The organism is Pseudomonas sp. ICMP 460 (assembly GCF_002723595.1).
GTDB lineage: Bacteria > Pseudomonadota > Gammaproteobacteria > Pseudomonadales > Pseudomonadaceae > Aquipseudomonas > Aquipseudomonas kitaguniensis.
The window spans coordinates 199895-219829 of sequence record NZ_LKBR01000079.1; the positions used below are offsets into that span (position 1 = coordinate 199895).

The window sequence follows — 19935 nt, forward strand, 5'->3', positions numbered from 1 at the left end:
CGAAAAAGCATCATGTTAGAATGCCCGCCGCTTTTGCCTGACATCACTTGATGAACCGGCGCACCAGAGATTGCGCAGCAATGCCAGTCGCCATGAATGGAACATCGCACTGCACTGCCCCGGGATCTATGAGACTCAAGCCCTTCCCCCTGTTTTGCCTACTGTCCATACCGGCGCTGCTACCGGCACTCTGCGTTGGCGCCGAGAAGACCGTGTATGGCCTGAACGAATACGCCAAACTGGCAGGCATCGACCTGGAAGTGGCGGCCAAACTCGACACTGGCGCCAAAACCGCGTCGTTAAGCGCCCGCGACATCAAGCGGTTCAAGCGCAACGGCGAATCCTGGGTACGCTTTTACCTGGCCATCGACACCGCCCATTCCCACCCCATCGAACGCCCGCTGGCACGCGTGAGCAAAATCAAGCGCCGCGCCGGTGATTACGACCCCGATGAGGACAAGAACTACACCGCCCGCCCAGTGATCGCCCTGGACATTTGCATGGGCAGCGCTTTACGCAGCATCGAAGTGAACTTGACTGACCGCAGTGCATTCCAATATCCGCTGCTGATCGGCTCCGAAGCCTTGAAACGCTTTGATGCGCTGGTTGACCCCAGTCTTAAATACGCAGCGGGCAAACCCGCCTGCGCCGCCGACGCTCATACCGCCGAGTAAACTGAATGCGCTCTCTGACCCTGCACCTGAAAATCCTCATCACCATTTTGGTGGTGCTGGGTATTTCGGTCACCGCCTACCAGATTTTCGTGCTGGGGATCCCCGTCACCGAGGACGCCACCGACGACCTGTGGAACATCGACGCCAAGGTCGAGTTCGTCGCCAACCCCAAAGACCCGGTAAAAATCACGATGTTCGTGCCGCCGCTGAGCCGCGACTTCGTCAGCCTCAATGAAAGTTTCATCTCGAACAATTACGGCGTAAGCGTCAACCGCACTGACGGTAACCGCAAGGTCACCTGGTCGGCCCGCCGCGCCAAGGGCAACCAGACGCTGTATTACCGGCTGGTGCTGACCAAGCGTTACAGCGGCGAAAAGGTCAAGATCAAAGGCCCGACCTTCCGTGACAGCATCGCGGTGGAAGGCCCCGAAAAAATCGCCGCCGAAGCCCTGTTGGCGCCGATCCGCCAGCACTCGGCCGACGTCGAAACCTTTATCACCGAAGCCATCAAGCGCACCAACAACCTCAGCGACGACAACGTGAAACTGCTGCTGGCGGGCGACCCGTCGACGCCGCACAAGGCCAAGATCGTCGAGCTGCTGCTGTCCATCGCGCATGTACCGGTCGAAAAAGTCCACACCATTCGTTTGGTCGCCGACCAGCCGCAAACCCCGGAACTGTGGTTGCGCAGCTTCAATGGCAGTGACTGGCTGTATTTCAACCCGGAGACCGGCGAGCAAGGCCTGCCGTCTGACCGCCTGTTGTGGTGGACCGGCGATGAAAACCTGATCACCGTCGACGGCGGCAAAAAAGCCATGGTGACCTTCAGTCTCAACAACAGCGAAATGAACGCGATTCGCCTGGCCAAGCTGACCGACGAAAACACCGACGCCAACTTCCTCGAATACTCGCTGTACGGCCTGCCGCTGCAGACCCAGCAGACCTTCATGATCATGGTGATGATCCCGATTGGCGTGCTGGTGATTCTGATCCTGCGCAACCTGATCGGCCTGCAGACGCTGGGCACCTTTACTCCGGTGCTGATCGCCCTGGCGTTTCGCGAGACGCAATTGGGCTTCGGCATTGTGCTGTTTACGATTATTACCGCGCTGGGCTTATCGCTCAGGTCGTACCTGGAACACTTGAAGCTGCAGATGCTGCCGAGGCTGTCGGTGGTACTGACCTTCGTGGTGGTGCTGATTGCGGCCATCAGCCTGTTCAGCCACAAGCTGGGCCTGGAGCGCGGGCTGTCGGTGGCGCTGTTCCCGATGGTGATTTTGACCATGACCATCGAACGCCTGTCGATCACTTGGGAAGAGCGCGGCGCCAACCATGCGCTGAAAGTGGCGATTGGTACGCTGTTCGCCGCATCGCTCGCGCACATCATCATGAGCGTGCCGGAGCTGATCTACTTTGTGTTCACCTTCCCGGCGATCCTGCTGATTCTGGTGGGTTTCATGCTGGCCATGGGTCGTTATCGCGGCTACCGCCTGACCGAGCTGGTGCGTTTCAAAGCCTTCTTGAAGGCTGACCAGTAATGTTCGGCTTCTGGAAGACCTGGAAGGCCCTCGAAGCGCGGGGGATTATGGGCATCAATCGGCGTAACGCCGACTATGTGCTCAAGTACAACAAGCGCAGCCTGTACCCGATTGTGGATGACAAGATCATCACCAAGGAACGGGCGATCGCGGCCGGTATTCATGTGCCGGAAATGTACGGGATCATTTCTACCGAAAAAGAAATCGACAAGCTCGAAGACATCCTCAAAGGGCGCACCGACTTCGTGATCAAGCCGGCGCAAGGCGCTGGCGGTGACGGCATCCTGGTGATCGCCGACCGTTTTGAGGGGCGCTATCGCACGGTGTCGGGCAAGTTGCTGACCCACGAGGAAATCCAGCATCAGATTTCCAGCATCCTCACCGGCTTGTATTCGTTGGGCGGCCACCGTGACCGCGCGCTGATCGAATACCGCGTGGTGCCCGACCAGATCTTCAAGAGCATCAGTTACGAAGGCGTGCCGGACATCCGCATCATCGTGCTGATGGGCTATCCGGTGATGGCCATGCTGCGCTTGCCGACCCGCCAGTCCGGCGGCAAGGCCAACCTGCACCAGGGCGCGATTGGCGTGGGCGTCGACCTGGCCACCGGCCTGACCCTGCGCGGCACCTGGTTGAACAGCATCATCACCAAACACCCCGATACCACCAACGCGGTGGACGGCGTGCAATTGCCCAACTGGGACGGTTTCATGAAGCTCGCCGCCAGTTGCTACGAGCTGTGCGGGCTCGGTTATATCGGCGTAGACATGGTGCTGGACCAGGAAAAAGGCCCGCTGATTCTTGAGCTGAATGCGCGGCCGGGGCTGAATATCCAGATCGCCAACGACTGCGGCCTGACCCTGCGCACGCATGCGGTGGAAGCGCGCCTGGAGGCATTAAAAGTCGCCGGCGTGACGGAGACCCCGCAAGAACGGGTGAATTTTGCGCAAGAGATGTTTGGACACATCCCGCCGGTTGAAGGCTGAACACCCATCCAATGTGGGAGCGGGCTCTAGGACCAAACCCTTCGGGAGACTACAATCGCCTCCCCCACGTCAACGGCTGATCCACCCCGCATGTCGACCTGTTCCGTACACCCGCTGCCCTATCGGGCCAACCCCGCAGAGTACTTTGCGACGATTCGCCATGCCCCAGGCGCCGTGCTTCTAGACAGCGGCCGCCCGGTTGCCGAGCGCGGGCGTTATGACGTGCTGAGCGCCTGGCCAGAAACGACGTTGACGGTAGCGCCTGACGAAAGCGGAAGTGATTTCCTGCAACGACTGCGCAAAAATCTGACGCAGTTGGGTAAAGCGGCGCTGCCCGCAGGTTACGAGCTTCCGTTTGCCGGCGGCTTGATCGGCTACCTGAGCTACGACTTTGGCCGGCACCTGGAGCAAATGCCACACCCGGCCGTAGACGATTTGCACCTGCCGGATGCGCGCTTTGGGTTGTATGCCTGGGCGCTGGTCAGCGATCACCAGGCGCAGACCAGCCAACTGGTGTTTCACCCCTCGCTGGCTGACAGCCACCGGCAACGGTTGATCGCGTTGTTCAGCCAGCGCGTTGTAGACACACCCGCGACGTTTAAACTGCAAGGCCCAATGGCCCCGGACCTGACTGCCGAGGCTTACCGTGAAGCCATCGTGCGCATCCAGAACTACATTCAGGCGGGCGATTGCTACCAGGTCAACTTCGCACAGCGCTTTCGCGCGCCGTACAGCGGCGATCCGTGGGTCGCCTATTGCGCCCTGCGTGAAGCCTGCCCTACGCCGTTTTCCGGCTTCCAACGCCTGCCGGATGACGGCGCGGTGCTGAGCCTGTCGCCGGAGCGCTTCGTCAAGATCAGCGAACGCCAGGTCGAAACCCGGCCGATCAAAGGCACTCGCCCGCGCGGCTTGACGCCCGAAGAAGACGCCGCCAACGCCGCCGAACTCCTGGCCAGCCCCAAGGATCGCGCAGAAAACCTGATGATCGTCGACCTGCTGCGCAACGACCTCGGCCGCACCTGCCGCACGGGCTCGGTGAAGGTGCCGGAGTTGTTCAGCCTCGAAAGCTACCCCAACGTGCACCACTTGGTGAGCAGCGTGACCGGCGAGTTGGCCGACGATAAAGACGCGCTCGACCTGATTGCCGGCAGCTTCCCCGGCGGCTCCATCACCGGCGCCCCGAAGATTCGCGCGATGCACATCATCGACGAGCTGGAGCCGACCCGACGCGGGTTGTACTGCGGTTCGCTGGTGTACCTGGACGTGCGCGGCGAGATGGACAGTTCTATCGCGATTCGCAGCCTGCTGGCCAAGGATGGGCAGGTCTGCTGCTGGGGCGGCGGCGGAATTGTGGCCGACTCGCAGTGGGAAGCGGAATATCAGGAGTCGCTGACCAAGGTGCGCGTGTTGTTACACACTTTGGAAAGCCTGTAGCGCCCCGCACTTGCTGGCTGTGCAACCTTGAGCCGAACACTGGCAAAAGCCTGAATCAGAACGGCGGTGGACGCAGTATCAGCCGGAGGATAGCGTCCGGCAGTTCATCCGCCGTCTGTGAAGGATCACATGAAGCGACTGCCTACTCGTCAGAAATTATTTCCGGGATTGCATATCCTCCGAACCACACCTAATATCTCCCGTATTGGGAGGTGCCAGCGATGCGCATAATCGCTTTATCTACCCTGCGAATTTTCTGGGAAAGCCACCCCGCTTATGCGGATGCGAAAACGCCGCTGGCTGAGCTGTATCGGCATCTGGAAAAGGCCCTTTACCCGACACCACAAGCACTCAAGGCCGCGCTCAGAACCGCGAGCATTCTTAAAAGCGGCAGGGTTGTATTCAACGTGGGCGGCAACAAGTATCGAGTAATCATAGCGATCGATTATCAGCGACAGCTTGGGTTCATACGCTTTGTAGGCACCCATGCCCAGTACGATCAGATCAACGCGGAGACCGTGTAATGAACATCAAACCGATTCATTCCCAAGAAGATCTGGCCGCTGCCCTGGCGCGCGTGGAGCAGCTATGGGGAGCCGCCCTCGGCTCACCCGAGGGCGACGAGCTGGAAATTCTTGCCGTGCTTATTGAGAAGTACGAGGCGGAACATATTCCAATGCCGGCGTCGGACCCGGTGGAAGCGATTAAATTTCGCATGGAGCAATTAGGCCTTACCGCGCGTGACCTTGAGCCCTTTATAGGCACGAGCGGGCGCGTTTCCGAAGTGTTGAACCACAAGCGCAAGCTGAGCTTGTCGATGATCAAGCGTCTGCACGCCGGCCTGCGCATTCCTTACGAGCGCCTGCTCGCAGAGGCTTGACACATTCAAATGTGGGGCTTGTTCGCGATGAGACCATCAGCCCCACCCCATCCCCTGCAGGCTCAACGGCCGATTCAAGCTCGCCACCGCAACGCAAGGCGGTTTTTGATACCATCGTTCCCCTATAGAGCGCCAAGCGCCACTGACCTGCAGGAACCGTGCTGATGAACCAAGCCTTCGACGTCGCTGAACTCGCCGCGACTTATGCCAACAAATCCGCCCAGGACATTCTCAAACTGGCGTTCAGCCAGTTCGGTGATGACCTGTGGATTTCCTTCAGCGGTGCCGAAGACGTGGTGCTGGTAGACATGGCCTGGAAGCTGAACAAGCAGGTCAAAGTCTTCAGCCTCGACACCGGCCGCCTGCACCCGGAAACCTACCGGTTTATCGAGCAGGTGCGCGAGTTCTACAAGATCGACATCGAACTGATTTCGCCGGACCAAAGCAAGCTGGAACCGTTCGTCAAGCAAAAGGGCCTGTTCAGCTTCTATAAGGACGGCCATGGCGAATGCTGCGGCGTGCGCAAGATTGAGCCGCTGCGGCGCAAACTCTCCGGCGTGAGTGCCTGGGCCACCGGCCAACGCCGCGACCAGAGCCCCGGCACCCGCAGCCAGGTGGCGGCGCTGGAAATCGACACGGCGTTCTCGACCGCGGAACGCACCCTGTACAAATTCAACCCGCTGGCGCAGATGACCAGCGAGGAAGTCTGGGGTTACATCCGCATGCTGGAGCTGCCGTATAACAGCCTGCATGAGCGCGGTTTTATCAGCATTGGCTGCGAGCCCTGCACCCGCCCGGTGCTGCCGAACCAGCACGAGCGCGAAGGCCGCTGGTGGTGGGAAGAAGCCACACAAAAGGAGTGCGGGTTGCACGCCGGGAATATCATCAGCAAGGCGTGAGCTAACGCCAGTCATCAACCAGGGGCAGTTCATGCGCATCCTCGTGGTCAACGTCAACACTACTGAATCCATCACCGAAACCATCGCCCAGCAGGCCCGGGCCGTGGCCTCGCCAGGCACCGAGATTGTCGGGCTCACGCCGTACTTTGGCGCCGAATCGGTAGAGGGCAATTTTGAGAGTTACCTGGCGGCCATCGCGGTGATGGACCGGGTGATGGCCTACGACCAGCCGTTTGATGCGGTGATTCAGGCAGGTTACGGCGAACACGGCCGTGAAGGTTTGCAGGAATTACTCAACGTGCCGGTGGTGGACATCACCGAGGCCGCCGCCAGCACCGCCATGTTTCTGGGGCATGCCTATTCGGTGGTTACCACCCTGGACCGCACCGTGCCGCTGATCGAGGACCGCCTGAAACTTGCAGGCCTGTACCAGCGCTGCGCTTCGGTGCGCGCCAGCGGCATGGCGGTGCTGGAACTGGAAGAAGACCCGCTGGCCGCAATGGAAGCCATCGTGCGCCAGGCGGAACTGGCCATCCGTGATGACAAGGCTGAGGTAATCTGCCTGGGCTGCGGCGGCATGGCCGGGCTGGATGAACAGATTCGCCAGCGCACCGGCGTGCCGGTAGTGGATGGCGTGACGGCGGCAGTGACCATTGCCGAATCGCTGGTGCGGTTGGGGTTGTCGACGTCGAAGATCAGGACCTATGCCACGCCACGCCCGAAAAAGATCATCGGTTGGCCGCGCTGAACCGAGGCGCGGCCATCGCGAGCAAGCCCGGCTCCCACAGGGCCGCAAGCTGGTTACGTCACCGCGGCCAGCCGGACCATTGATGGCGATTTCAGCGCGTAGGTTTCAAGCGGCACGGCAACAGGGGGCGCGAGCCCCCTTCCACCTTAGCGCAGGGGCGGCAGGCCGTAGGCTGCGAGATCAAAGTCTGCGAGTTTGCGGATGATCTGGTCGGCGTGGTGGTACTTGCTGTCGGCCATGGCTTCATCCGGCACGGCGATGGCGGTCATGTTGGCGGCCTTCGCGGCGGTTACACCGAACGGCGAATCCTCGAACACCAGGCAATCCTGCGGCGCTACGCCCAGGCGGCGCGCGGCGGTCAGGAAGATGTCCGGCGAGGGTTTGGCGGCGCCGACTTCCGGGTCGTCAGCGGTGACGATGGTGCCGAACAGGCTAAACCACTCGCGGTGCAACGTGGTTTTGTGGCCAAACGAATTGCGCGACGAACTGGTGCCCACCGCGATGGGGATGTTATGCGCCTTCAAGTGGCGCACCAACGCCTCGGCGCCAGGCATGCCCAACGCCTTGGGGAACCGCTCGCTCATCAACGGCTCACGAATTTTCAGAAACTCAGCCGGCGTGATCGGCAAACCCAGGGCCTTGACCACGTACTCGGCCAAGTCCTGGGCGCCACGGCCGATGATGTGCTGCTTGATCCCCCAGTCATAGGTACGACCATAACGTTCGGCGATGATCTGTGTGACTTCGGTGTAGATGCCTTCGGTATCCAGCAACAACCCGTCCATATCGAAAATCACGGCCTTGATCGGACCGACTGCAGTACGCGGTGCATTCATCACAACAAAACCTTGAGCGGAAGACAAAAAGGATTCAGCACAATAACGGCCACGCTCACCGGCAAGCAACCCTTTAGACTGTGCGCCTGCCCTTTTGAAGTGCCCGTGATGCTCTACCGTCTAGCCGCCGACAGCCTGGTGCTGTTCCACTTGAGTTTTATTCTGTTCGTGCTGTTCGGCGGCCTGCTTGCGCTCAAGTGGCGCCCAGTGCTGTGGCTGCACCTACCGGCGGTGGCGTGGGGCATTGCGGTCGAAATGCTCCACCTGCCCTGCCCGCTGACCCGCTGGGAAAACCTCTTTCGCCACCTCGCCGGGCAAGACGGCTACGGCGGCGGGTTTATCGAGCACTACATTCTCGCGCTGATTTATCCCGCAGGGCTGACCCCGAACATTCAATTGATGCTGGGAACGGTGGTGGTGGTGATCAACATCGCGGTGTATGTGCGATTGATCAAAAAAGCCTAGGCCTGGACAGGTTTGAGACAGCTTGGCTGGTGAAGAATCAGTCTCCCTCATTCCGTTCGTAGACGCGCCCATGTCCGAAGCCTTTGAAGTCCCCAGCCCCCACGAAAAACACATCGAACACACCACCGAACATGCCCACGGCCGGGGCGACAATTTCGCCAGCCGCATCGCCGTGATGACCGCGCTGATGGCCACCCTGGGCGCGATGCTCAGCTACCAGGCCGGCTCCACCGAAAGCGAAGCGGCGATGGACAAAAACAACGCCGCCATCATCAAGACCGAAGCTGCCAACCAATGGAACTACTACCAGGCCAAATCCAGCCGACAAAACCTGGCGGAGTTGGCCACGCATATTCCGGGGGTTGATGCTGCGCATTACAAGGACGAAATTGAGCGCTACAAGAGCCAGAAAGAACAGGTGCGCCAGCAAGCCGAGAAGCTTGAGGCCACCTCAAAGGCCTGGGATGAGAAATCCGAAGAAGCGCTGCACCAGCACCACCGCTGGGCACAGGCGATGACTGCGATTCAGATCGCGATTTCGTTGGCGGCAATCACCTTGCTGACGCGCAAGGAATGGTTGAAGCGCATGTCATACACCGCAGGCGGCCTCGCCGTGGTGCTCGGCAGCCTGGCGTGGCTGCACCTCTAAACGCATAACCCTCCCCCGTGGCGAGCGGGCTTGCTCGCGTTGGGCTGCGCAGCAGCCCCAAAACCATTCACCGAGGAATGCCCGACACAGCGCATTCGTCTCAAAAGGGGCCGCTTCGCAGTCCAACGCGAGCAAGCCCGCTCGCCATAAGGCCGGTGGCCTGGCTTGGGTCTGCCCCCTAAACGTGAAAGCCAGCCAGCCAGCCCGCGATACACAAAACCCAAAGCCAGACACCCTCCCCTGTGGCGAGCGGGCTTGCTCGCGTTGGGCTGCGCAGCAGCCCCAAAACCATTCACCGAGGGATGCCTGACACAGCGCATTCGTCTCAAAAGGGGCCGCTTCGCAGCCCAACGCGAGCAAGCCCGCTCGCCACAAGGCCGGTGGCGTGGCCGTGGGTCTGCACCTCTAAACGTGAAAGCCGGCCAGCCCGCGATACACAAATCCCAAAGCCAGACACCCTCCCCTGTGGCGAGCGGGCTTGCTCGCGTTGGGCTGCGCAGCAGCCCCAAAACCATTCACCGAGGGATGCCTGACACAGTGCATTCGTCTCAAAAGGGGCCGCTACGCAGCCCAACGCGAGCAAGCCCGCTCGCCACAACAACAACAACAACAACAACGGCGCTATCACCTTGAACGCTGTTATCTTCAAGTTGGGCTCTGCCATCGCATCGCTATATAGTAAAAGAAATAACGACCAGCACAGCCTGATTTGAGGACATACCGGTGACTGCACAACCCAAAGAAGCCGTGGGCGCCGCCTACACCATCGACTCCATGCGTTATGCCCAAGCGATGACCTGGCAAGCCATCGAACAGCTCGCCCAGCGCATCCGCCCCGGCATGCTTGAATCCGAAGCGCGCGAGCTGGGCAAGCAAGTGCTTGCCGACCTCGACATGCAGCGCATCTGGCACCCACTGCTGGTGCGATTCGGCGCCAATACCCTCAAGACCTTCAAGCAACGCTCCGAAGGCGACCCGGTGCTCGGCGAAAACGATATTTTTTTCATCGACATGGGCGCCGTGTGGCAGGGCCACGAAGGTGACGCCGGGGCCACGTTCAGCACCGGCAACGACGCGCAAATGATCGCCTGCGCCAGCGCCGCCAAAGCACTCTTCGACCGCGTACAATCGCGCTGGAAAAACGACCGGCTCGCAGGCCTCGAACTCTACCGCTACGCCGAAGAACAGGCGCACGCCATGGGCTGGCAACTGAACCTCGACATCAAAGGCCACCGCGTCAGCGACTTCCCGCACGCCATCCATCGCGGCGGCGACCTCGGCCAGTTCGAGCATTACCCGAATGCCGGGCTGTGGATCCTGGAAATCCAGATCGCCCACCCAAGCAAGCCCTACGGCGCCTTCTACGAAGACTTACTCGCCTGACCCTTTAAGGACTACCCATGGAACACTCCACCCAATTCCCTGTGCTGTTGTTTTCCTACGGCACCTTGCAAGACAAAGCCGTACAACTCGCCAACTTCGGCCGCGAACTGGTCGGCCAACACTACGCGATGCTCGGCTATTCGCAAAGCTGGGTAGAAATCACCGACCCCGACGTACTCGCCACCAGCGGCAAAACCCATCACCCTATCGTCGCGCCCACCACCGAACCGGCGGCCAGCGTTGAAGGCAGCGTCTTTCAGATCAACCAAGAGGAGCTTGCGGCGGCGGATGCTTACGAAGTGTCGGACTACAAACGCGTGTCGGTGGCGCTGGCGTCGGGGCTGACCGCGTGGGTGTACGTGCAAGCCTGAAGATGAAAATTGCGGGGAAGTGATTTCAATCCGCCAGCGCGGCGATTAGAGTGGCGCGCTTTCGAGAATTGAGTCTCGATTTTTGCCCATGGAGTTACCCCGTGAAGTACGTCAGTAAAGTGGTTGCAGCAGCCGTTCTTGGTTTCACCCTCGCAGGCTGCACCGGCACCGCCATCAAATCCCCGCAGTACGACAGCAGCCAATACACCGTTTTGGGCCACAGTGAAGCCAGCGCCACCGGCATCATGCTGTTCGGGATTATCCCGATCGGCCAGAACAGCCGTTTCGTACGCGCCCAGACTGCAGCCATCAAGGCCAAAGGCGGCGACGCGCTGATCAACACCCAAGTACAGGAAAACTGGTTCTGGGCTTGGGTGCTGAGCGGTTACACCACCAAGATTTCGGGTGACGTAATCAAGCTGAAAACCGCGCAATAAGTGTGAACTTGCCAAGGCGCTGACCCTGGCAAGCGACGTATCATGGGCCAGACTTTCGAGGACGGCCCATGAACCTCAGCATTCTTTACGCACTCGCCGCCGCCGCCCTGTTCGGCGCCAGCACCCCGCTCGCCAAAAGCCTCGGCCTGGGCCTCTCGCCCGTGCTACTCGCCGGCCTGCTTTACCTCGGCAGCGGCATAGGCCTCGCCTGCGTGCGCCTTTTGCGTGATCGCGGCTGGAAACCCAGCGGACTGACACCTTCTGAATGGCCCTGGCTGATCGGCGCCATCGCGTTCGGCGGCATCCTCGGGCCGGTCGCGTTGATGTTCGGCCTGACCCGCACCGCTGGCGCGACCGCCTCCCTGATGCTCAACCTTGAATCGGTACTGACCGCCGTAATCGCCTGGCTGGTGTTTAAAGAAAACGCCGACCGGCGAATCGTCCTCGGGATGCTCGCCATCGTGCTCGGCGGCGTGGTGTTGTCGTGGGCCGACGGTGGCGGAACACATCAGGATTGGACCGGGCCGTTTGCCGTTGCGCTGGCGTGTGTGTGCTGGGGGATTGATAACAACCTCACGCGCAAAGTTTCAGCCGGCGACGCGCTGTTTATCGCTGGCGCCAAAGGCCTGATTGCAGGGTGGGTCAATTGCAGTTTGGCGCTGTACCTCGGCGCGCAGATTCCAAGTGTGGCGCAGTTGGCGCCTATCCTGTTGGTCGGGTTTCTGGGCTATGGCATCAGCCTGGTGATGTTTGTGCTGGCGTTACGCGGGCTGGGCAGTGCGCGCACGGGTGCGTACTTCTCGACAGCACCGTTCCTCGGTGCGGCGGTGGCCTTGCTGGCGTTCGGCGAGTCGGTGACCGTGGCGTTCTGGATTGCCTCGGCGTTGATGGCCGTGGGCGTGTGGCTGCACCTGACGGAACGCCACGCGCATGAGCATCAACACGAGGCTACGGAACATGCGCATCGGCATGTGCACGATGAACACCATCAGCATGAGCATGGGTTTGAGTGGGATTCGGCAGAGCCGCATAGCCATGTGCATGTGCACAGCGTGACGCGGCATAGCCATGCACATTTTCCGGATGTGCATCATCGGCACCGGCATTGAGGCTGGGCGCGTATCAAACCAACAGATTTGGGCAACGTCCTACACTCCATTCGGAAGCGTCGGCCTGTCGCTTCAAAATTGCCGAGCCTATAGTCACGCGGTCGCCCACAAGGCGGCCGGGTTTGGCGACTCGACTACAAGACGGAATGCAAACGACGTTATTCCAGGCGACTGCCGTTTTTGGCCGTGGCTCGTGAAAAAGCTTCGTTGTTATTTATCTTTGTCTTAATGGAGTCACCCGTGAACCAATACATCGCCCTGACCAGCAACGACAGCGCCACCCCTGCCCTTTTTATCGACACCACCGTGCCGCTGGAAATACTCCTCGACGCCGCTACTTGCAGGCTTCGGGCGGTCACCCAAGTCCTTGAGAACCTTGCACTACGCAGTGAAATAAGTACTGATGCCGTCGTACTCAGCGATTTCGCGTTGCTCTGCTCAGTTCCCCTGCGCGACGGGTGCGACTTGCTCGATGTCATTGCGCGGCGGATGGATATGCCACGCGAGTGATCTAACAACCGCACACTTTCAAAATCCATAAACACAAAACCCCTGATTTCTCCCGAAACCAGGGGTTTTTTTATCCGATATTGGGGGGTGATGCGCCGGAAATGAACCTGCACGTTTCCATAAGATGATTCGTGGCGCGGGCAACCAGCGATTGGAAATCCTGCAGGTCACTCCCTCGCGGCACGCTCGGCTTGGCCGATGGCTTTTGCCACTTCCTCAGCCAGTTCAGCACCTGCGGCAAATACCGCCTCAAGCGTTTGCCGCGCATCGTCGTGCAACCGTTGCATCTCCAGCGGCGGCGTCTCGCCGACATTAGCCTTGGCCAGCGCTGATATGGACGCATCCCAGGCGTGGCGGGCTGACTGATAGGCATCACTGGCGGGTTTGAGCGGTTTACTGTCGATCATAGGCAAGGTCGTGGTTCCTTTCACGCGTAATTAAAGTCTATGAATAGCCGCGTTTCCAACACGGTTTTCACTTTCCAGCGTAGCAAGGTGAATGGTGAGATCCTTTAAGAAAATTCTTAAAAATTACTGTTTGATTTGGCCGAATCTGCGGGAGCCAGCGTTAGAGCTTTTCAATAGTGGGGCGAATGACCCTTGCCGATGTCGAGTCGGGTTTGATGACGTTTCGCGGCAGGTTCGAAGCATCAACTGGCGCAGATTGAGCGGTCTCTTTTAATCATCAGCTCGTCCCTGCTTATAAAACGCCAGCCCCGTAGGCCTATTTTGGGGATGCCAAAAACCACAACCCCCGACTTTCTCTAGGAAAGTCAGGGGTGTGTGTTTACATAATGTGGCGTTATTCGTAACGCACTTACAGCCCTTCGTTGGCCTTGGCCAGAGCGGCGGCCGAAATTTTCATCGGGGCCTTGGTCGCTTGCTCGGACTTGCCAAACACATAGCGCGCCCCTCCATCGCTGTCAGACACAACTGCAATCAGGGTCCAGCCTTCGGACAATGCCTGATTGGCTGCGCTGGTTGTCGACACCGACTTCACTTCTTCCACTTCATGCAACTGCATAGGTACTACTCCTTGTGATGACGGCAGAGTGTAGTACTTCCTTGATTTGCTAGTAGTCGGAATTCTGGGAATTAAGAACAGCCATGAACCGCCAGCCAATACCCGGGACCTTGCTAACCAGGTCTGGGATCATCCAACCCACAATCGCGAATACAGCTATGCCCACAACCCAGCCAATTACCGTCAGCTTGGACATTCTGCCAGCGTACATCCCTATCCAGATAGAAAGTCCTAGGCAAAGAAACAAGACGGGCAGGTAGAGAGCATGTGTAAGAGTCCAGAGCGCAAAGGACGAAAGAAAGTGGCGACTCCCCCATGCGGAGGCGACTGCTGACAGCAGACACAAAATGGCATAGCCAATCAGTATCTCTTTCCACCTTCCGTATCTGTGCTTTTCAATGAAGCGCCTTATGTAATCCACTGCGCTATCTCCCTGAATTCGGCTTATGACTGCCCTTTGTAACCTTTTCTACGACTGTCCGCTTTTCGCACCAAAATAGCGCGCCAGTCCCATGGTGGTCCCATGGAGCCTTTTTGGGCGTACCAAAAACCAAAAACCCCCGACTTTCTCTAGGAAAATCAGGGGTTTGTGTTTACATAATATGGCGGTGAAGGAGAGATTCGAACTCTCGATACAATTTCTTGTATACACACTTTCCAGGCGTGCTCCTTAAGCCACTCGGACACTTCACCGTATCTCGTCAAACCAGTTCAGTCTGTCGAGGCGCGCTAATGTAGTCGAAAGCCTTTCTGATGGCAAAGGTTTTTTTGAGAATTTTCATGCGCTTAGACAGTAATGCAGCTACCCGCTCAGCGAGGGGTGGCGATTGTGCCATTCTCGGGCACCGGCGCTGTGCGTTTGGGACGGCGGCTGCGCCCTGCTCCGGGCCGTCTACCCTTGGCGATGCGGCAAACGCCTGACTGGGCAGTCAGTCACGGCGCTTTACCGGGGCGGGCGTGGTGGGTAACGTCTGTGTATGCATGGCTATAAACAGCCTCTTTATAACAAGCCTTACAAGGAACCGCGTCATGAGTGAGTTGATTGCTTACCACCTCGAAGACGGTATCGCGACCCTGACCTTGAGCAACGGCAAGGTGAATGCCATTTCTCCGGCGGTGGTCAGCGAGTTTAATGCGGCGCTGGATCGGGCCGAGCAGGATCGGGCGGTGGTGATCATCACCGGGACGCCGGGCATTCTGTCGGGTGGTTATGATTTGAAGGTGATGACGGCTGGCCCTAAAGAGGCAATCGGGCTGGTGACGGCGGGCTCGACGTTGGCGCGTCGTTTGTTGTCGCACCCGTTTCCGGTGATTGTGGCGTGCCCTGGGCATGCGGTGGCCAAGGGCGCGTTCCTGTTGCTGTCGGCGGATTATCGGATTGGTGTGGAAGGCCCGTTCAGTATTGGCCTGAATGAAGTGGCGATTGGCATGACCATGCACCATGCCGGTATCGAGTTGGCACGTGATCGCCTGCGCAAGTCGGCGTTTCATCGGTCGGTGATCAATGCCGAGATGTTTGACCCGCAGGGCGCGTTGGGTGCTGGCTTCCTCGATAAGGTGGTGGCACCGGAGGCGCTACACGCAGCGGCGCTGGAAGCGGCGCGGCAGTTGAAAAAGATCAACATGACCGCTCACAAGCAGACCAAATTGAAGGTGCGTAAGGCGCTGCTGGAAGCGTTGGATGATGCAATCATCCAGGATCAGGGCCATATCCTGAGCTGACACCGTTGCATGTGCTGCGCTGGAGCCCAACCTTGAGTTGGGCTTTTTCTTACAAAAAAATCCGAAACCTCTTTAGCCGCTCTGGCCGGGTGGTGTTTGCATACGCTGAAACATGTGCTTAAACATCGCCTATCTCCTACGTCCGTAGGGGCAATTGCCGAACACAGTGCACGTCCGTACACTGCGCCAACTTTTGTCCCGATGGGCCGTATCGATGCTTTTTTTGTTACGTATGTTGTTGATGAGCCTGCACTTTATGCTTGCCGGTGTGCTGGGCGTGCTGTTAGGGATCTGCCGGCCGTTCAACCCGGACAACAGTCGCCTGTGCGCGCGTTTATACGCAATTCCTGCGATGTGGATGTTGCGTTTAAACGTCAAGGCTGATGTCGACTCCCTGCGTAACAAGCCTGGCCCGTGTGTGATCATCGCCAACCACCAGTCCAACTATGACCTGTTTGTGCTCGGCACCGTGGTGCCTCATCGCACCGTGTGTATCGCCAAAAAAAGCCTGAAATGGGTGCCGTTGTTTGGCCAGTTGTTCTGGCTGGCGGGCAATGTGTTGATCGACCGCGGCAACGCGCACAAGGCTCGCCGCGCGATGCTCACCACCACCCATACCTTGCAGCACGAGGACACCTCGATTTGGGTGTTCCCGGAAGGCACGCGTAACGTGGGCAAGGGCCTGTTGCCGTTCAAGAAAGGCGCGTTTCATATGGCGATTACGGCCGGCGTGCCGATCGTGCAGGTGTGCGTGAGCAATTATGTGACCCACATGCGGCTTAATCGCTGGAACAGTGGTGATGTACTCATACGCTCGTTGCCGCCAATTCCTACCGCCGGACTGACTTCGGATGACGTCCCACGCCTGATGCAGAGCTGCCAGGAGCAGATGAATGAGGCTATCGCAGCGCTGGACCGTCAGCTGAAAACCGACTGATTTACTCGCCACAAAAAGCGCCCACCTACACGCACCAATGGAACGCCATTCAGGCTAAGCTGCCCAACTCCTGTCCTCCCAATCAGAAGCGATCAGCACCATGGGTAGAGTTGTTGCGGCCGCCGTGTACAGCGCCGGTAAGAAAGTTACTGATATTACCCTCGACGAAGGCGCGGCCTGGGCCGCCAAACCCGATCACTTTGTGTGGATCGGCCTGGAAGAGCCCAATGAGCAGGAGCTGAATAACCTGCAACGCCAGTTCAACCTGCATGAATTGGCTATCGAAGACGCGCTGGAAAAGCACAGCCGCCCGAAGCTTGAAACCTTCGGCGACGCGCTGTTTATCGTCACTTACTCACCGGTGCGCGACAACGGCAAACTGGTGTTTATCGAGACGCATATTTTTGCCGGCAAGGGCTACATCATCACCGCCCGCAACGGTCACTCAGCGTCCTACGGCTATGTGCGCCAGCGCTGTGAGGCGCGGCCGCTGTTACTGGAACATGGGGAAGATTTCGTACTGTATGCGCTGCTGGATTTTGTCACCGAGAACTACCAGCCGGTCAGCGAGGCGATCCACGCGGAGATCGATGAGCTGGAGCGCAACGTGCTGTGCAATTCGTTGAACGAGCGTGACATTCAGAACCTCCACGGCCTGCGCCGCGACGTGCTGCGCTTGCGCCGGTATGTAGCGCCGATGGTGGAGATCAGCGAGGAACTGCAGAAACTGAGTTTCCCGTTTATCGACAAGAACATGCGCCCGTATTTTCGCGATGTGCAGATCCACGTCACGCGGCAAATGGAAGACCTTGCCACGTTGCGCGATATTGCCAGCGAAACCATCGAGATCGGCGTGTTACTGGAGGCTTCGCGGCAGAGCGTGGTGCAACGCAAGTTCGCCGCGTGGGCGGCAATCCTGGCGTTCCCTACGGCGGTGGCGGGGATTTACGGGATGAACTTTCAGAACATGCCCGAGCTGCAATGGCACTACGGCTATTTTGCGGTGCTCGGGTTTATTGGCGTGGGCTGCACCAGTTTGTGGGCCAGCTTCAAGCGTTCGGGCTGGCTTTAACCGCCGCGCGTGGCGTGTGCGCGACAAAGCGCATCATCCATTCCGCCACGGTGGCGCCGTGGTGGTCGCGCGCCAGGCTGGCAACACCATTGGTGTAGACCTTTTCGCCCAGCGTTGTCTGAAGAATCTCAAGCAACTCACGGGAATAGTCGTGGATGAATTCCGGGTGGCCCTGAAAGCACAGCACTTGGTCTTCGATGTGGTACGCGGCAAATGGGCAAAAATCGCTGGAGGCGATCACCGTGGCATTGTCCGGCAGGTGGGTCACTTGGTCTTGGTGGCTGATCAACAGGGTCAGCTCCTCCACCACCGGGCTCATCCAGGGTGCCTTGGCGTTGAGCTTATAGTCGTGAATGCCGATGCCCCAGCCCTTGCTCGCGCGTTCGGTTTTACCGCCCAGCAGCAGCGCGAGTAATTGATGACCAAAACAGATGCCCAGCAACTTGTCACCGCGCGCGTAGCGGTCGAGCACGTAGGTCTTGAGGGTCTGGATCCACGGGTCGCTGCCGAAAGAATCGGCCTTGCTGCCGGTGATCAGGTACGCATCAAACACTTCATCATCCGACGGGTATTCGCCCTGCACCACGTTGTAGATGACAAATTCTGCGGCGATCGGCTGTTTGGAGAACAGGCTTTTGAACATCTGCCCATACCCTTGGTATTGATCGATCAAGCCTGGACGCAGGATATCGGTTTCCAGGATACAGACGCGTAGCGACATAAAATACCTGACACAGTGATTGGAATAATGAACAGCTCAGAGCCTGCCTTGAAATACCCTGCCAACGCAACCCCGGCGGATGCACTTTGCGATCGGCGCCACAGCCCGATTGACACGGTTTCATTGGCGAAGGCGCTGGTTGCTGTTGACCTGATCACTCGGACGAACGGTAGGCAGCCACCGCAAACCGCTGATTAATCGTTTTAGCTGTCTAGCCGAGGCATTGGCGCGAATATGGCGATAGGCCTCATGCATTTTTTAGCGAAAAAAATTACCCGTTGATACGAAATGGATCTAAGGCGCGAAGAACGAGGGCTCTAAGGTTCAATCAGTAAGGAAGTTGCTGCCGGGTTTTGCCGGAGTAGCTGTAAGAAAAGTGCAACGTCATATCGCGATACTGGAATTCTCCGACACGCGTTTGACGCTCAGGAATAACAACAAAAGGCAGTCAGCCATGTTCAAACATTCGAAAGTACGTCAGGCGGGACTTATTCTTTTCGCCACCACACTGATTCTGATTTTGCCCAACTTAACCAAAATCATTGGTTAACGGCCCGACCCTCACCTTCCGTGCACACCGTGCACCAGGACTGCAGCTTTTGGCAGCACCTGCCGGGACATTGCGAATAGCGGTCCTGTTGCAGGGGCTGCCTTTTTACGTATAAATTTCGGCTGGCATTCGCCTCATCGCCACTTAGAAAGGGCGCCCTCTTGAAACCGATCCTCGCCTTGTTCGCAGCCCTGCTGGCCCTGCCCGCGTGGGCCGCGCAATTGACCATTGAGCTGGACCACACCAGCACGACCTGGCAGACCGCTGATCTGCTCACGCACCCGGATGTGCAAACGGTGCAGATCACCGATGACGTTTCCTACAAGCGCAACATGACCTATCGCGCAGTGCCGTTGGCGGCGCTGTTACCCGGCCTGACGCCTGCCAATCATCTGCAGGCCGTGGCACTCGATGGTTTTGCGGCAGAGCTGACGGCTGCGCCGCTGCTGCAAACGCACGGCGCGCGTGCCTGGTTGGCGGTGGAAGACCCGGCAAACCCTTGGCCGGCACTGGCGGAGGGCAAGCCGAGTGCGGGGCCGTTTTATCTGGTGTGGACCGATCCGCAGGCAGGAAAAATCGGCCCGGAACAGTGGCCGTTCCAGATCGTGGGGATCAAGCAGTTGAAGACGCTGGCCGAGCGCTTTCCGGCGTTGCTGCCGGACCCGACGTTGGCCGCGAATGATCCGATTAACCAGGGGTTTTTGGTGTTCCAGAAAAACTGCCTGGCGTGCCACCGCCTGAATGGTGCGGGTGATGCGCACGTGGGGCCGGACCTGAATATTCCCTATAACCCCACGGAGTATTTCAGTGGCGACTTTCTCAAGCGCTATATCCGCAACCCGCAAAGCCTGCGGCAGTGGCCACAGGCGAAAATGCCGGCGTTCGCAGCCAGCGTGCTGCCTGACGGCGAGCTGGATTTGTTGCTGGGGTATTTGAAGCATATGGCGGGGCGCAAGCAACAGCCTTGAAAGGTTCTAGTCTGACCAGGCCG

23 protein-coding genes and 1 tRNA gene are annotated in these 19935 nt (G+C 58.8%); 19 read left to right on the plus strand and 5 right to left on the minus strand.

Features of this window, described 5'->3' with window-relative positions:
- Positions 1-128 precede the first annotated feature (128 nt).
- The 8 genes from AO240_RS26940 to AO240_RS26975 all read left to right on the plus strand — a co-directional run bounded on the left by AO240_RS26940 (position 129) and on the right by AO240_RS26975 (position 7159).
- Positions 129-674, plus strand: coding sequence for an ATP-dependent zinc protease (locus tag AO240_RS26940; protein ID WP_099240710.1), 546 nt, complete (start codon positions 129-131; stop codon positions 672-674).
- Positions 675-679: 5 nt separating this feature from the next.
- The gene (locus AO240_RS26945) at positions 680-2212 is read left to right on the plus strand and encodes an inactive transglutaminase family protein (protein WP_058412289.1); all 1533 of its coding nucleotides are present in this window, start codon (positions 680-682) and stop codon (positions 2210-2212) included.
- On the plus strand, positions 2212-3198 hold the full coding sequence (locus AO240_RS26950; protein ID WP_099240712.1) for an alpha-L-glutamate ligase-like protein: 987 nt from the start codon (positions 2212-2214) through the stop codon (positions 3196-3198). The genes AO240_RS26945 and AO240_RS26950 overlap by 1 nt, the downstream gene beginning before the upstream one ends.
- Positions 3199-3288: 90 nt before the next feature.
- Positions 3289-4632, plus strand: coding sequence for an aminodeoxychorismate synthase component I (gene pabB, locus AO240_RS26955; RefSeq protein ID WP_099240714.1), 1344 nt, complete (start codon positions 3289-3291; stop codon positions 4630-4632).
- A 221-nt stretch (positions 4633-4853) separates the two neighbouring features.
- Entirely contained in the window at positions 4854-5156 is a 303-nt protein-coding gene (locus AO240_RS26960; protein WP_099240716.1) for a type II toxin-antitoxin system HigB family toxin, read from the plus strand.
- Positions 5156-5512 carry a type II toxin-antitoxin system HigA family antitoxin gene (locus AO240_RS26965; RefSeq protein ID WP_099240718.1) on the plus strand — a complete coding sequence of 119 codons (357 nt, stop codon included), beginning with the start codon at positions 5156-5158 and terminating at the stop codon, positions 5510-5512. The genes AO240_RS26960 and AO240_RS26965 overlap by 1 nt, the downstream gene beginning before the upstream one ends.
- A gap of 164 nt (positions 5513-5676) precedes the next feature.
- On the plus strand, positions 5677-6411 hold the full coding sequence (locus tag AO240_RS26970) for a phosphoadenylyl-sulfate reductase (RefSeq protein ID WP_058412294.1): 735 nt from the start codon (positions 5677-5679) through the stop codon (positions 6409-6411).
- Positions 6412-6442: 31 nt separating this feature from the next.
- Positions 6443-7159, plus strand: coding sequence for an aspartate/glutamate racemase family protein (locus AO240_RS26975; protein ID WP_099240720.1), 717 nt, complete (start codon positions 6443-6445; stop codon positions 7157-7159).
- 146 nt (positions 7160-7305) lie between these two features.
- Here the strand turns inward: AO240_RS26975 and AO240_RS26980 are convergent, their stop codons facing one another.
- A complete protein-coding gene (locus tag AO240_RS26980) occupies positions 7306-7995 on the minus strand; it encodes an HAD-IA family hydrolase (RefSeq protein ID WP_099240722.1) in 690 nt (229 codons plus the stop codon).
- Between the two features lie 108 nt (positions 7996-8103).
- Here AO240_RS26980 and AO240_RS26985 point away from each other — a divergent pair, with 108 nt between their 5' ends.
- The 7 genes from AO240_RS26985 (at position 8104) to AO240_RS27015 (ending at position 12919) form a co-directional block, all read left to right on the plus strand.
- Complete coding sequence (locus AO240_RS26985; RefSeq protein ID WP_099240724.1) at positions 8104-8460, plus strand: DUF2784 domain-containing protein; 357 nt, start codon at positions 8104-8106, stop codon at positions 8458-8460.
- Between the two features lie 70 nt (positions 8461-8530).
- The gene (locus AO240_RS26990) at positions 8531-9109 is read left to right on the plus strand and encodes a DUF4337 domain-containing protein (protein ID WP_099240733.1); all 579 of its coding nucleotides are present in this window, start codon (positions 8531-8533) and stop codon (positions 9107-9109) included.
- 723 nt (positions 9110-9832) lie between these two features.
- Positions 9833-10492: a M24 family metallopeptidase gene (locus AO240_RS26995; protein ID WP_099240735.1), complete on the plus strand. Its 660-nt coding sequence runs from the start codon at positions 9833-9835 to the stop codon at positions 10490-10492.
- Positions 10493-10509: 17 nt separating this feature from the next.
- Positions 10510-10863 carry a gamma-glutamylcyclotransferase family protein gene (locus AO240_RS27000; protein WP_099240737.1) on the plus strand — a complete coding sequence of 118 codons (354 nt, stop codon included), beginning with the start codon at positions 10510-10512 and terminating at the stop codon, positions 10861-10863.
- Between the two features lie 101 nt (positions 10864-10964).
- Positions 10965-11300 (plus strand): hypothetical protein, encoded by a 336-nt coding sequence (locus AO240_RS27005; protein ID WP_058412301.1) that lies wholly within the window; start codon positions 10965-10967, stop codon positions 11298-11300.
- 68 nt (positions 11301-11368) lie between these two features.
- Positions 11369-12409 (plus strand): DMT family transporter, encoded by a 1041-nt coding sequence (locus AO240_RS27010; protein ID WP_099240739.1) that lies wholly within the window; start codon positions 11369-11371, stop codon positions 12407-12409.
- A gap of 240 nt (positions 12410-12649) precedes the next feature.
- On the plus strand, positions 12650-12919 hold the full coding sequence (locus AO240_RS27015; RefSeq protein WP_058412304.1) for a hypothetical protein: 270 nt from the start codon (positions 12650-12652) through the stop codon (positions 12917-12919).
- 167 nt (positions 12920-13086) lie between these two features.
- Here the strand turns inward: AO240_RS27015 and AO240_RS27020 are convergent, their stop codons facing one another.
- The 3 genes from AO240_RS27020 to AO240_RS27035 form a co-directional block, all read right to left on the minus strand.
- Positions 13087-13326 carry a hypothetical protein gene (locus AO240_RS27020; protein ID WP_099240741.1) on the minus strand — a complete coding sequence of 80 codons (240 nt, stop codon included), beginning with the start codon at positions 13324-13326 and terminating at the stop codon, positions 13087-13089.
- Between the two features lie 409 nt (positions 13327-13735).
- On the minus strand, positions 13736-13942 hold the full coding sequence (locus AO240_RS27025; RefSeq protein ID WP_099240743.1) for a hypothetical protein: 207 nt from the start codon (positions 13940-13942) through the stop codon (positions 13736-13738).
- Between the two features lie 603 nt (positions 13943-14545).
- Positions 14546-14635: transfer RNA gene (locus AO240_RS27035), tRNA-Ser, on the minus strand.
- A gap of 336 nt (positions 14636-14971) precedes the next feature.
- On the opposite strand from AO240_RS27035, the gene AO240_RS27040 reads away from it, so the two are divergent.
- From AO240_RS27040 to AO240_RS27050, 3 genes are all read left to right on the plus strand, one after another.
- The gene (locus tag AO240_RS27040) at positions 14972-15664 is read left to right on the plus strand and encodes a crotonase/enoyl-CoA hydratase family protein (RefSeq protein ID WP_099240746.1); all 693 of its coding nucleotides are present in this window, start codon (positions 14972-14974) and stop codon (positions 15662-15664) included.
- A gap of 214 nt (positions 15665-15878) precedes the next feature.
- Complete coding sequence (locus AO240_RS27045) at positions 15879-16601, plus strand: 1-acyl-sn-glycerol-3-phosphate acyltransferase (protein WP_099240748.1); 723 nt, start codon at positions 15879-15881, stop codon at positions 16599-16601.
- Between the two features lie 100 nt (positions 16602-16701).
- A complete protein-coding gene (locus tag AO240_RS27050) occupies positions 16702-17673 on the plus strand; it encodes a magnesium and cobalt transport protein CorA (protein ID WP_099240750.1) in 972 nt (323 codons plus the stop codon).
- Here AO240_RS27050 and AO240_RS27055 read toward each other — a convergent pair.
- Positions 17651-18394: an amidotransferase gene (locus tag AO240_RS27055; protein ID WP_099240752.1), complete on the minus strand. Its 744-nt coding sequence runs from the start codon at positions 18392-18394 to the stop codon at positions 17651-17653. The two genes, AO240_RS27050 and AO240_RS27055, sit on opposite strands and share 23 nt — an antisense overlap.
- A 711-nt stretch (positions 18395-19105) precedes the next feature.
- On the opposite strand from AO240_RS27055, the gene AO240_RS27060 reads away from it, so the two are divergent.
- Complete coding sequence (locus AO240_RS27060) at positions 19106-19912, plus strand: cytochrome c (RefSeq protein ID WP_099240754.1); 807 nt, start codon at positions 19106-19108, stop codon at positions 19910-19912.
- The last annotated feature ends 23 nt before the right edge of the window (positions 19913-19935 follow it).